The 13,013-nt window shown below is 68.9% G+C and carries 11 protein-coding genes; 7 read left to right on the top strand and 4 right to left on the bottom strand.

Annotated elements, in window-relative coordinates; translation table 11 throughout:
* Nucleotides 1-99: 99 nt before the first annotated feature.
* Nucleotides 100-1,746, bottom strand: coding sequence for a lipase maturation factor family protein (locus POL72_RS45060; protein ID WP_272103090.1), 1,647 nt, complete (start codon nucleotides 1,744-1,746; stop codon nucleotides 100-102).
* 174 nt (nucleotides 1,747-1,920) lie between these two features.
* Nucleotides 1,921-2,748 carry an MEDS domain-containing protein gene (locus POL72_RS45055; protein WP_272103089.1) on the bottom strand — a complete coding sequence of 276 codons (828 nt, stop codon included), beginning with the start codon at nucleotides 2,746-2,748 and terminating at the stop codon, nucleotides 1,921-1,923.
* A gap of 343 nt (nucleotides 2,749-3,091) precedes the next feature.
* Here POL72_RS45055 and POL72_RS45050 point away from each other — a divergent pair, with 343 nt between their 5' ends.
* The 7 genes from POL72_RS45050 to POL72_RS45020 all read left to right on the top strand — a co-directional run bounded on the left by POL72_RS45050 (nucleotide 3,092) and on the right by POL72_RS45020 (nucleotide 10,694).
* Complete coding sequence (locus POL72_RS45050; RefSeq protein ID WP_272103088.1) at nucleotides 3,092-4,543, top strand: amidase; 1,452 nt, start codon at nucleotides 3,092-3,094, stop codon at nucleotides 4,541-4,543.
* Nucleotides 4,544-4,589: 46 nt separating this feature from the next.
* Nucleotides 4,590-4,718: a hypothetical protein gene (locus tag POL72_RS45045; RefSeq protein WP_272103087.1), complete on the top strand. Its 129-nt coding sequence runs from the start codon at nucleotides 4,590-4,592 to the stop codon at nucleotides 4,716-4,718.
* A gap of 185 nt (nucleotides 4,719-4,903) precedes the next feature.
* Nucleotides 4,904-5,281, top strand: coding sequence for a hypothetical protein (locus POL72_RS45040; protein WP_272103086.1), 378 nt, complete (start codon nucleotides 4,904-4,906; stop codon nucleotides 5,279-5,281).
* A gap of 421 nt (nucleotides 5,282-5,702) precedes the next feature.
* The gene (locus POL72_RS45035) at nucleotides 5,703-6,911 is read left to right on the top strand and encodes a pyridoxal phosphate-dependent aminotransferase (RefSeq protein ID WP_272103085.1); all 1,209 of its coding nucleotides are present in this window, start codon (nucleotides 5,703-5,705) and stop codon (nucleotides 6,909-6,911) included.
* 130 nt (nucleotides 6,912-7,041) lie between these two features.
* On the top strand, nucleotides 7,042-8,169 hold the full coding sequence (locus tag POL72_RS45030) for an aromatic ring-hydroxylating oxygenase subunit alpha (RefSeq protein WP_272103084.1): 1,128 nt from the start codon (nucleotides 7,042-7,044) through the stop codon (nucleotides 8,167-8,169).
* A gap of 108 nt (nucleotides 8,170-8,277) precedes the next feature.
* Nucleotides 8,278-9,480: a cytochrome P450 gene (locus POL72_RS45025; protein WP_272103083.1), complete on the top strand. Its 1,203-nt coding sequence runs from the start codon at nucleotides 8,278-8,280 to the stop codon at nucleotides 9,478-9,480.
* Nucleotides 9,477-10,694 (top strand): cytochrome P450, encoded by a 1,218-nt coding sequence (locus tag POL72_RS45020; protein ID WP_272103082.1) that lies wholly within the window; start codon nucleotides 9,477-9,479, stop codon nucleotides 10,692-10,694. Before POL72_RS45025 ends, POL72_RS45020 begins: the two co-directional genes overlap by 4 nt.
* Nucleotides 10,695-10,789: 95 nt before the next feature.
* On the opposite strand, the gene POL72_RS45015 is transcribed toward POL72_RS45020, so the two are convergent.
* Complete coding sequence (locus POL72_RS45015) at nucleotides 10,790-11,020, bottom strand: hypothetical protein (RefSeq protein ID WP_272103081.1); 231 nt, start codon at nucleotides 11,018-11,020, stop codon at nucleotides 10,790-10,792.
* Nucleotides 11,021-11,097: 77 nt separating this feature from the next.
* Entirely contained in the window at nucleotides 11,098-11,655 is a 558-nt protein-coding gene (locus POL72_RS45010; RefSeq protein ID WP_272103080.1) for a dihydrofolate reductase family protein, read from the bottom strand.
* Between the last annotated feature and the right edge of the window lie 1,358 nt (nucleotides 11,656-13,013).

The raw sequence follows: 13,013 nt of genomic DNA, 5'->3' as shown, positions 1-13,013 counted from the left end.
TACCACGTGGGGCGAGCGGCCCATGAGCCCGCCGACCATGACCACGCTCCCGCGCCCACGTCGCATCCAGGACGCCAGGGCGCCGGAGGATCTGACCCGTCACGGGGCGACCCTGGCTCCGCCCGGCTCGCCCGCCGGAGAGCGCGCGCGGGAGGACGGCAGCCACCCGTACGCGGAGAGGAAGCGGAGCAGCGCCGGGTCGTCGACCGACAGCGGCGGCAGGTACTCCTCGACGCGGACGCGGCGCCACCACGCGCCGCTCCCGTCGCCGATGCGGGTGAAGCTGTAACGGTAGCGCTCGGCGCGGATGTACCGGGGCGGCGCGCCGGGGAACGGGTTGCCGGCGAGGAGGCGCTGCGCGCCCGCGTCGCCCGAGAGGAGCTTGTAGATGAAATGAACGAGCCACGGCTCGCGCTCGTAGCTCCCGAACGCCGCGAACCATATCTGCCAGTCGAGGCGGTAGTGGTACGGCGAGATCACGCACGGGCGCCGGCGCACGTCGCCAGGCTTGCACGGCAGGTCGTACTCGAGCCACCGCGTCCCCTCGCCCAGCGCCTCGTCGCTCGTGCCCTCCAGGATCACCTCGTAACGCTCCCGGCCGACGCTGCCGAACGCGCCGTAGGTGTTCACCAGGCCGAAGCTGTCGAACGTCGCGTTCATCGCCTGCCGCGGCGAGAGCAGGTTCATGACCGGGTTCACGCTCAGGCAGAGCACGGTGATCGCGAGCGCGACGGCGGCGGCGCGGTGCGCCCGCGACGGGGAGAGCTGCGCCGCGAGCGCCGCGGCGCGCTCCCGGAGCCGCGACGGGAAGAGCCGGCCGAGCGCGCCGTCGTCGAAGCAGGCGATCGCCGGTACGATGGTGAGCCAGTTGAGGAAGGAGAGGTTGCCGCTCGCGATCAAGATCCCCTGGAAGAGCACGAGGAAGACGCCGGCGACGTGACGAGCGCGCCGGGGGCCGAACGCGAACCAGGGGACGACGAGCTCCACGAAGTGATTGAAGAGCACGCCGGCCGCGTGCACCGGCGCCGGGAGCTGGTGGAGGTAATAGCTCAGCGGGTTCGGGACCGGCTGCGTCTCGTAGTGGTAGACAAGGCAGGTCAGGTCGCGCCAGCACGGGTCGCCGCGGAGCTTGATGAGGCCAGCGCCGAGCATGATCCGGAAGATGAGCCAGCGAAAGAGCCAGATCACGACCACGGGCGGCGGCGGCGCCCGGAAGGGCCGGAATCCGCGAACCGGGCAGAGGAAGACGGCCAGAAAGCCGGTCTCGGCGAGCTGGTGCTCCCAGCCGTAACCGTAGAAGACCTGCCCGATGTGCACGAACGAGAGGTAGAGCGCCCAGAGCGCGAGCTGCACGACCGCGTTGGTGACGCCGGCGCACACCGCGAGCGACAGCGCCACGCCGAGCCACGCGGCGGCCTGGAGGACGCCCTCGGAGGCGCCGAGCCACAGGAACAGCGTGGGGAGCCGGCGAAAGGCCGCGCCCTCGGAGCCGGTCACGGCGACGAGGCGATCGAGGAAGCGGTCGGCGGGCAGGAGGCCTTGCGGGCCGAGCAGCGGGCCGAGCTGCCGGGCGAGCGAGAAGAAAGCGATGAAGTACACGAAGCCGAGGAGGCGGAGCAGGACGAAGCGCGTGAGGAGATATGTCTGCGGAGGGCCGAGGAAGCGGCAGAGCGGGTGGCTCCGGATGCGACGGAGCAGCGCGGCGTCGTCGTCGGCCCCATCTTGGGGCGGTGCTTCGCGGGCCATCGGGCGCGAGAGGATAGCCCTCCCGCGCGCCGGTCATCCACCGCGCTTCATCGTGGCGTGGATGAGCCCGTAGGGGATGAGGTCACGCACGGCCGTCGCACGTCGGACATGCCGCCTTGACGGGCGAGCGCCCCGCGCATTCTGGCGGCCATGTCGCGGCCGAAGGCGTGAGGGTCAGCCCGCGTTCGCGAGAGGCGCCGGCGCTCGCCGCAGCGCGAGCTTCTTCAGGAACGTCACCGGGTCGAGGTAGTACGGATTTTCGTGCACGTGGCCGCCGATGATCACGTGCGAGTGCGTGGCGAGCACATCGGCGATCACCCGGCCGCTGAAGCGATTGACGTCGTAGCAGCAAAGGAGCGTGCAGTCGTGCTTGGGCGCCAGCGTGTTCACCTTTGCTTCGTAGACCATCAGGTCCTCGGTGCCCGGCAGGCTCTTCAGCGCCCATTCCATGTCGCCGCAGGTGCGAACGGACTTGAACTCGCCTTCGGCTGCGCCCTGGAGCACGCCCTCGAGCGTCGAGAGCATGCGGTCCGCGACGAACACGTTGTCCTGGAGGTACGTCTGCTCGGAAGGCACGACCTTGAGCTGGCCACGCTGAATCGCGTCCTGCACCGGCACGCCGCCCTTTTGCATCCGATTTACATGGTCGTCATGTACGCTCGACTCGAGGATGGTCACCACCTCGTCGCCGATATCGATTCCTTCCTGGAAGTACGGATTGAGGACGTCGTACATTTCCTTGCGCGAATCGAAGAACGCGCAGATGTGCTGCAGGCCATGAAGCTCCTTGCCGCAGAGACTCACTTTTCGCGTGCGTGATGGCGCCATGTTGCACTCCTGAAGTCCGTACGCGTACCACCTCGTCGCATCCGCGTCGACCCATATCTCGGCGGCGCTCGGCGAGCTCGTGTGCTTCGGCGTGTGGCGGAACTCGAAACGCGAGGCAAGCGCGTGGTCCCGCTCGGTCCCGAAGGCCTCGATGAGCATCGCGAGCTCTGCCATGCATTCGGCCTCAGCCGCGCTGCAACGGCACAAGCTGGGGTGGATGCGCGAACCCTGCTTCGCCACGAACATGGATGGAGATCCCGGTGCATGACGAAAGGTGCACGCCGGGTCTGGACGGGGGCGGCCAAAGACCGGTCTGGCGCAAGCCGGGCACGGCGCCGGCCGTCCACCGAGCTACGAATGCGACAGCCGCGCCCTCTCGCCGGAGACGCCATCCTGTGCCCGGCGTCGCAGTCGGCTGTGATGCACGACAGATCTACACGACAAGGACCATGGCGGGAACACCGAGGCGAACGCGCATATCCGTTGCGAAGGACAGTTCATCCGTTATAGTGGACACATGCTGCCCGCCTCGCTCGTGCAAGCCACCGCCGTCGAGCTCCTCGCGCTCTATCGCTCCCGCAGCGCCTCCCCCGTCGAGGCGCTCCGCGCCGTCCTCGCCCATGTGGAGCGCCACGGAGCGCCGCTCAACGCGTTCGCGCTCCTCGACGAGGAGCGGGCCCTGGAGGCCGCGCGGGCGTCCGAGGCGCGCTGGGCTCGAGGCGAGCCGGTGGGGCGCCTGGACGGGGTGCCTGTCTCGGTGAAGGACCTCCTGCTCACGCGCGGCTGGCCGACCCGGCGGGGCTCGCGCACCGTGGATGCGGCCGGTCCCTGGACGGAGGACGCGCCCGCCGTCGCCCGCCTGCGGGAGCACGGGGCGGTGCTCTTCGGGAAGACGACGACCTCCGAGTTCGGCCTGAAGGGCCTCGGCGACAGCCCGCTGACCGGGATCACGCGCAACGCGTGGGACCCGCGGCGCACGCCGGGCGGCAGCAGCGCCGGCGCCGTCACGGCGGTGGCGGCCGGCTTCGGTCCGCTCGCCGTCGGAACGGACGGCGGCGGCTCGATCCGCGTGCCGAGCGCGTTCTCCGGGGTGGTGGGGTGCAAGCCGACCTTCGGTCGCGTGCCCGCGCACCCGGCGAGCGTGGTGGGGGTGCCCCCGCACGTGGGGCCGATCGCGCGCACCGTCGGCGACGCGGCGCTGCTCCTCTCGGTCCTCTCCGGTCCTGACGACCGCGATCCGTTCCGGGCCCCGCCGCCGCGCGAGGACGCGCTGTACCTGGGCGCGGTCGTCGCGGTCGACGCCTCCGACGCCCCCGACGCGTCCAACACGCTCGACGCGTCTGACGCGCTCAATGCAAGGTTCCTGCGCCGCGTGCGGGTCGGCGTGAGCGCCACGCTCGGGTACGTCGATCTGCCGGGCGAGACGCGGGCCCGCTTCGACGCGGCGGTCGCGCTCCTGCAACGGCTTGGCGCCGAGGTGGACGAGGTGGCGCCGCCGTTCGCGGACCCGGGGGGCGTGCTGCGGACGCTGTTCGCGGCGCGCGCCGCGCACACGGTGCGGGAGCTCGGACCGGAGCAGCGCGCGCTGCTCGATCCGGCGGTCCAGAGCGCGGCAGCCCAGGGAGAGGCGCTGAGCGCGGTGGCGTACCTAGAGGCGGAGCGGCAGCGCGCGGAGCTGGCGCTGACCATGGCCGCGTTCCACCGCCGCTTCGATCTGCTGGTGACGCCGACGTCGGCCGGGGCCGCGCCCCTGATCGACGGCGGCGCGCTCCCCCCCTCCTTCGCCGCGCCCTTCAGCCTGACGCGCCAGCCGGCGATCAGCGTGCCGATGGGACTCACCAGCGCCGGCCTGCCGCTCGGGCTGCAGATCGTGGGGCGCCACTTCGAGGAAGCGCTGGTCCTGCGCGCCGCGCTCGCGCTCGAGCGAGAGAGCGCTCCGCTGCAGGCGCCGCCGCTCCGCGCGAGCTGAGCGGTCGCGCAAGGCCACGACCCGATGGGCGCGATGGTCCGCTTCGTTGCGCGACGCTCTCGTTCATCCGGTGCCCGAGCTCGCGACCGCAGCCCGGGACCGGCGGAGCGCCGGCGAGGGCGCGGGCGGCATCCTCAGGATGCCGCTCGCGATGCGCGGCTATGCGCGCAAGTGAGCGAGGTTCCGCTTAACCACGCGCAAGTGAGCGAGGTTCCGCTCAACTACGCGCGCAAGTGAGCGAGGTTCCGCTCAACATGCCACGCACCCCTCCGAGGAATAGCCCGAAGAATCGGGGGGTTTGATGCGTGGGCACCTGCCTTGCTCTGAGGGAACAGCGAACCCTCACAAGGAGCTGCTCACATGAAGAATACCCTTCGCGCCGCGCTCGCCGTCTTGTCTCTTGCCTCCGGCCTCCTGGCCGGCTGCGTCGTAGCCCCCGAAGAAGCGACCACTCCGGAGGAGACGACGGCCGTGACAGAGGCGCTCGTGAACAACGGTGGGGGCACTGGTTCGCTCAGCTGGTGGTGCAGCGAAGACGGAAGCTGCACGTGCGAGGGTGGAACGCTGTCGTCAGACTGCTGGGGGCTCTCTCCGTACTGCATCGACAGGTTCGAGTGTCGCATCAACCCGCCGTACCTGTGCTATTGCCACTGGAAGGCCGTGCGACAAACCCCGGGCGTCAAGGCGACGACGGGGACAGTCGGGAACGCGACAGTCGGGACAGCGATCAGTCCGTGAGCGCCCGCGCGGCGGCAGGGCTCGCCTAGGCGGGCTATCCACCGGCATGCTGTCGAATTCACGCCATCGGGATACCCCGCCGTGCCGCCCCCGCCCACCGCGAAAAGGTAGCGTATCCGACCGCCGCCCCGTCCTGTCGAGGAGACCAGCCGAGCGCCGTGGAGGCGCGCGGGCTCCACACGGGACGACGAAGGCGCAAGCAGGGTGCCCCACGAGCGCCTGCGGGGGGGACAACGACCGCTCCGTAAGCCGAGCTCGCACCGCGGCCCATCCTCACCCTGGTCGCACGCCTCCGCACACAAGTTCTTGGGCCGCGCCTCTCGCTCTTCCTTCTTGCAACTGGTCAGCGGAGGTGGCCTCCTGAATCCTGGGGACGAATAGCCTGGTTGATGCTGGTTGAACACCACGGGAGGAGCGCTCCATGCAGCCTCGAACGACAGCGAGCAACGCACCCATCGCCCCGGTTCGCCGGTCCGGCGCGCCGCCCATCGACATGGCGCTGAACCACGGCACGTACTGTTCCGAGCGGTGCGCGGACGTCCTGCGGCGCCACGCCGGCAACATCTCGCTGCGGAGCTACCCGGCCGGAGACAACGGAGATCTCCGGCGCGCGCTCGCCGCGGACGCGGGCGTCAGGCCGGAGAACGTGCTGGTCGCCAACGGGAGCGGCCCGCTGCTCAAGACCTGCATCCCGTTCCTGATCGAGCGCGAGATCAAGCGTTCGGCGATGCGAACGCTGCGCTTCTTGCTGAAGCGCACGGCGTATCCCATCATCACCACGCGGCTCACCTACTCCAAGGTGCCTGCCTCCGGTGTCCGCGTGGGGCTGCGATGCGAGCTGCTCCCGCTCTGCCCGGAGAACGGCTTCGCGCTCGACATGAACATGCTCGAGTCGCGCCTCTCGCGGCAGGACGGCCTGGTTTACCTCTGCAACCCCAACAACCCCACGGGCAACGTCCTCATCACGAGGCAGGAGCTCGGTCCGCTGCTCACCCGGTTCCCGAAATCCCTCTTCTTCATCGACGAAGCCTACGTGCACTATCTCGAGGAGAGCCCGAACACCCGGATGGCGGACCTGGTGCTGCGCCATCCCAACCTGATGGTGCTGCGCAGCTTCTCCTTCGCCTACGGGCTCGCGTCGGTGCGCGTGGGGTACGCCATGGGGAACGCGAAGGTGGTGGCGCAGATGGAGGCCAAGATGACGCCGCACCGCGTCGGGCAGCTGGCCGCGGAGCTCGCGATGGCGTCGCTCCAGGACAGCGGACACCTCGGATTCGTCCGGCATCAGACAGCGAGGGAGCGAGCCAGGCTGATGGCAGCCATCGGAGCTCATCGCGCTCTGGAGGCCTATCCGTCACAGACCAACTTCATCCTGTGCCGCGCGCGCGGGGCGTGGTCCGGGGCGAAGATCCACGACGCGCTGCTCGCCCGAGGCGTGAAGGTGAAGGCCTTCGAGCCGTTCGGCGACGAGCGATACGATGAATACTTCCGCGTGACCGTCGGCCTGCCGGCGGAGAACAGCTGCTTCATCGAGCAGCTCGACGCCCTGATGAGCCCGCGCCGCAGGGAGGAGCCCTCCATGACGGCGGCGCCGGCGGTGCGCCAGGTCGAGCTCTCGGAGCTTGCTTAGCCGAGAGTTTGCTCAAGGTTCCGGGAATGGAGCCCCGAGGACCGAGACCCGTCCCTGCCTGCCTGATCGACACGCAGCGGGAGATCCTGGAACCCCTGGTACCAGCGCCTGAGCCCGCTCTCCAGCCTGTATGAAGCATGCGGAGCAGGTGACGCTGATACGGCGCACGCTCGATCTGATCCAGCGGCGGACCACGGACATGGACGCGGAGCCGGAGCAGAGGCCGGTGGACATCTACACGTCACCGACGCGGCTCGAGAGGGAGCGAGGGCAGCTGTTCCAGCGCTACCCCATCGTCCTGACGAGCGCGGCGCTCCTGCAAAGGCCGGGCGATTACGTCACCCACGACGGGCTGGGCGCGCCGATCCTGCTTTGCGTCGACAAGGAGGGCCAGATCAGGGGGTTCTTGAACGTCTGTCGCCACCGAGGTGCCCGGCTCCTCGACGGCCCGACGGGCGTCGCCCGGAGCTCCTTCACGTGCCCTTTCCACGGATGGACCTATGGGCTCGATGGCAAGCTGCTGCACGTCCCGCACGCCTACGGCTTTGCCGAGGGGCATTGCGAACGCACCGCGCTCACCCCGTTCCCTGTGCGGGTGAAGTTCGGCATGGTGTGGACCGATCCTGGGCCGGATCTGGACGCTTTTCTGGGTCCCCTCGCGCAAGAGCTCGCCGGCTGGAACCTCTCGCGCCTCCAGCCGGCATATCAGCTCACCTTCTCGCCCAACGCGAACTGGAAGCTCCTCATGGAAGTGGCATTCGAGGTCTATCACTTCCGGAAGACGCACGCGCAGACGATCGCACCCTGGTTGCACGACAATATCGCCTTGCATGACGACTTCTATCCCCACCAGCGCATGATCGTCCCCAGAAACAGGATCAACGCGTGCCTGGACCGCGATCCAGCGAGCTGGGATCTCCTCTCCGTCGCGAATGTCGTCTATCTGATATTTCCCAATACCGTCCTCATGCTACGAGAAGGGCCGACCATTCTCCAGACGGTGTTTCCGAGCAGCCTGGATCGGACGCTCTGGCGCACGTGGGCGAGCGCCGCCCGCGTCCCGCAGACGGAGCGCGAGGTGCGCCATACAAGAGCAGACAGAGAGAGCTTCGAGACGACACTGGACGAAGACTTCAGGAGGGTGACGTCGATCCAGAGCGGGCTGCGCTCCGGCGCGAACCAGGTCGTCACGTTCGGCCGCTTCGAGCTCGGGCCCATCCGGTTTCACCGCGCGCTCGACGACTTCCTCGCGAGGTGAACGCGCGTGTCCACCGGCACGCACCGGCTCCGGAGCTCGGTCGCCGGTGGATCAGGAGGAATCAGGAGCAAGACGATGACATCCGCGGTCACGCACAAGGAATGCTCAGTGGACAGCTTCGACGCGCTGGATCCCGCCTTCGTGGCGGACCCCTACCCGTTCTACGCGCGCCTCCGGGCGGAAGCGCCGGTCCATTTCGTCGCCTCGGTAGGGGAATGGTGGATCACGAAGTATTCCTACGCGAAGCTCGCCCTGGCCGACAGGCGCTTGACGACACAACGTGAAAAGGTCATGGCCGTCGTCCCGCGCCGCGGCTCCGGATCCTGCCCATGGACCCCGAACATGATGGAGCTGGATCCGCCGGAGCATGACCGGGTGCGCGCCCTCGTCGGCAAGGCGTTCACGCGCGAGGTGGTCCAGCGCCTCCGGTCGAGGATCGAGGAGATCGCGCACGAGCTCGTGGACCTCGTCGAGGGGGACGGGCGGATGGACGTCGTGGCCGACTACGCGTATCCCTTGCCGACGTTCGTGCTCTGCGAGCTGATGGGCTTGCCGGCATCGGAGCGAGAGCAATTTCGCGCGTGGACGACCCGGATTCATCTGAAGTTCGACCAGGCTCAACCGCCGGAGGTGCGGCAGCAGGGTGAAGAGGCCTATGACGCCGCGCGAGAGTACCTGAGCAGGGTGATCTCCGAGCGGCAGGTGCGCCCGGGCGCCGATCTGATCAGCGCGCTGCTCTCTGCCGACGACCACGGCGATCGGCTCGCGCTCCCGGAGCTCTTGTCGAACCTCACGTTCTTCCTCTACGCCGGCTTCGAGACGACGGCCCGGATGATCTCGGCTGGCGTGTACACCTTGCTCTCGCATCCCGATCAGCTGACGCTGCTTCGAGGCCACCCGGAGCTGACGCAGACGGCCGTCGAGGAGCTGCTGCGCTACACGTCGCCCGGGCAGCGAGGGATGGAGCGGTGGGCGCTCACGGATCTCGAGCTCGGGGGCAAGCTGATCCACAAGGGGGATCGGCTATCCATCGTGCTGGGCGCCGCCAACCGCGACCCCGAGGTGTTTGCGGAGCCCGATCGGCTGGACATCACGCGGAAGCACAACCCGCACCTGGTGTTCGCCCGGGGCACGCACGCGTGCCTGGGCTCCTTCCTCGCCATCACCGAGCTCGAGATCGCCTTCTCGGTGCTGCTGCGCCGGCTGCCGCGGCTCGAGCTCGCGACCCCGGCGCCGACATGGGAGCCCAACACCAAGCTCCGCGGGATGGCGGCGCTGCACGTCCGTTTCCAGGCCGGAGGAAGAAGATGACATCCGCGGTCACGCACAAGGAATGGTCAGTCGACAGCTTCGAAGCGCTGGATCCTGCCTTCGTGGCGGACCCCTACCCGCTCTATGCACGCCTCCGGGCGGAAGCGCCGGTCCATTTCGTCGCTTCGGTAGGGGAATGGTGGATCACGAAATATTCCTACGCGAAGCTCGTCCTGGCCGACAGGCGCTTGACCACACAACGTGAAAAGCTCATGGCCTTCCCCCCGCGCCACACCTCCGGATCATGCCCGTGGGCCCAGAACATGATAGAGCTGGATCCACCCGAGCATGACCGGGTGCGTTCCCTCGTCGGCAAGGTGCTCACGCGCGAGGCGATCCAGCGCCTCCGGTCGAGGATCGAGCAGGTCGCGCATGAGCTCGTGGATCGCGTCGAGGGGGACGGGCACATGGACATCATGGCCGACTACGCGTATCCCCTGCCGACGAACGTGCTCTGTGAGCTGATGGGCTTGCCGGCATCGGAGCGAGAGCTACTTCGCGCGTGGATGCCCGGAATTCATCTGCAGTTCGATCAGGCTCAACCGCCGGCGGTGCGACAGCAGGGCGAAGCCGCCGATGGCGCCGCGCGAGAGTACCTGAGCCGATGGATCGCCGAGCGGCAGGTGCGCCCGGGCGCCGATCTGATCAGCGCGCTGCTCTCCGCCGAGGACCACGGCGATCGGCTCGCGTTTCCGGAGCTCTTGTCGAACCTCAGCTTGCTCTTCTACGCCGGCTTCGAAACGACGGCCCGGATGATCTCGGCTGGCGTGTACACCTTGCTCTCGCATCCCGATCAGCTGACGCTGCTTCGAGCCCACCCGGAGCTGATGCAGAGCGCCGTCGAGGAGCTGCTTCGCTACGCGTCGCCTGTACAGCGGGGCGTGGAGCGCTGGGCGCTCACGGATCTCGAGCTCGGGGGCAAGCTGATCCGCAAGGGGGATCGGCTGTCCGTCGTGCTGAGCGCCGTCAACCGCGACCCCGAGGTGTTTCCGGAGCCGGACCGGCTGGACATCACGCGGAAGCACAACCCGCACCTGGTGTTCGCCCGGGGCACGCATGCGTGCCTCGGGTCTTTGTTTGCCATCACCGAGCTCGAGATCGCCTTCTCGGTGCTGCTGCGCCGGCTGCCGCGGCTCGAGCTCGCGACCCCGGAGCCGACATGGGGGCCCAACACCAAGCTCCGCGGGATGACGGCGCTGCACGTCCGCTTCTAGTTCCGCGTGTCAGAAATCCCGCCAGAGACACCGGTCGATGACGAGTGGTCGCTGGAAACAGCAGCGATTTTCGTGCTGTGCCTCGAGGAGGCGTTCTACCGCTTCTGCGAGTACGTCACGTCGGCCTGGGCAACCCGGCGGTGCGGCAGGACGAGTGGCTCACCGCCCAGCTGCGCGCCCTCGCGCTCTGTCCCGAGCCGGCCTTCGTGGTGCCCGCCGAGGTGCGCCGCGCGCCGCGCGGCTAGTTCGCCATTCGCCGGCGACCCGCCGATCCTGTACGCCGCGCTCGCCGGCCGCGCCATCCGCGGCGCGATCACCCCGAACATCGCCGCGGTGCTGCGCGGCGAGAAGGCTCCCGACGACGCGCTGGCCCGCGAGCTGGGCGCGATGGGGCTCCTCTGCGTCAGCGCGCGCGCCGGTAGTGCATCGCCACCGCGCCGCAGCGGAGCGGCTTGGCCGAGACCAGCTCGAGCCGCCGCGTGGCGGGCAGCCCGCTCTGGTACAGGGTCGGGCCGTGGCCGGCGAGCTTGGGGTGGACGAGGAACTTGTACTCGTCGATGAGATCCAGCCGATCCAGCTCGGTCGCGAGCTTGCCGCTGCCGAGGAGCACGCCGGCCGGGGTCGCGTCCTTGAGCTTCTGCACGCCCATGCGCAGATCGCCGGCGATGGGGTGGCTGTTGGTCCACGGGAAGTCCTTGCGCGTGGACGACACCACGTACTTCGGCTTGGTCTCCAGCTTGACCGCCCACTCGCGCATCGCCGGAGGCGCCTCCTCGTCGCCGCGGGCGACCGCCGGCCAGTAGCTCTCCATCATCTCGTAGGTGACGCGGCCCCACAGCATCGCGCCGCTCTCGTCCATGAGGCGGGTGAAGAAGGCGTGCGTCTCGTCGTCGGCGATCCCCTCCTGGTGGTCGACGCAGCCGTCCAGCGTGACGTTGATGGTGAAGGTCAGCAGTCCCATGCGGCGAGTCTCCTTCGGAACGAGGCATCGGTCAATGTTCCGGTATTGCAATGCGCACCGCGAGGCTCTCGGCTTTGTCATCTCGCAAGACTCTCGAGTCCGTGTAGTCGCAAAGTACAGGCCCAATCTGACGTTCTGGCAAGATGTGCAGCTGCAGGGATTCGTGAGTCCCCCCTACACTAGGTGGGACGTTTTCGGTAGCGGCCCAGGGGACAAGTCGGCTCACCTTCGAGGAGACTTGGGTCTCCTGCGTCGCCAAGGTTGATGTGAGCTTGTCTACCATCAGCGCAACGTCAAACCGGGTGCCTGCGGCTGCAGTGCCAGTGCGTAGGCAAATCAAGCCGGAGCGCGTAGGCAAATCAAGCCGGATCGCAGCGCGAGGAAGTGTAGCGCGGCAGAGCGAAAGGGTGGGACCGCGAGCGTCGTGATGGCTCGGTCCTGGGTCGAAAGAGCGTGGTCCAGGCGGCGCCGCGCGCGCTAAGGGGCGCATCGGCGTGCCGTGGGCACACGTGTCCGTCCGGGCGTTGGTCTGGCCCGGGAGGCGCGTCGCGAGACGCTATACGGAGTCACCGGGCGCCTTGCGGCGCACAACGGTGCTTTTCCAGTACGGTGGTCCCCGGTTGGGAGAGCGTGCTGGAACATCGGTCGGCTCGCCGAGCGCGCAGAGGAAGCGGACGATGTTCCGGGGCTCAGTGACCATGGCGACGAGCTTCATCCGCACCTTGCAAGCTGGGCACTCGAGGACATCGATCGCAAATGTGCGGCGGAAGAGCTCGGCGCTGTTTGTCGACCGCCCGATAGCCGCCACGCTTGCGTTTCGGAGCGGCGTCATCGTCCGCCTTCGTAGACTCTTCTGGCTTCGCAGGGCGCGGTCCGATGCGCTTGCGCCATGGACTCGCCGGGACGAGCACCCCCGCGTAGTTGACGGTGTGAAAGCGCGGAGGCGGGACGCTGGCCACGACACGGCCCCCGCCAGCGCGAGCGCGCCCGAGGCGGGCACCGCGGCGGCTCCTGCGGTGGTGCCGGCCCCGTTGCCGCTCGGCCCGAGCGCGGACGCGGGCGCGTCGAACGCCGCCTCCCTGGCGCCGGCGCAGGCATCGCCCGTCCCCTCCGGGGCAGCAGCGCGAAGCGCCGCGCCCGCGCGCCCCACGTCCCCGGCCACCGCTCGGACCGCGGCGCCGCGCAAGACACTACCGGGTCCTCGCAAGAAGTCCGGCGGGCGCGGGCCGGACTGGGGGCGATAGCGCCCGCGTCCCTGGATGAAGCGCTGCGTCCCTGGGTGACGAGCACGCTGCCGCATGTGCCCCCTGCACGGAGGCGGAACAATCCCGTCCCTGGAGCGGCGCTCACCTGCGCGC

The sequence above is a fragment of the Sorangium aterium genome, assembly GCF_028368935.1.
GTDB lineage: Bacteria > Myxococcota_A > Polyangia > Polyangiales > Polyangiaceae > Sorangium > Sorangium atrum.
The sequence above is the reverse complement of the archived record's forward strand: the minus strand, read 5'-3'. Positions and strand labels throughout refer to the sequence as shown.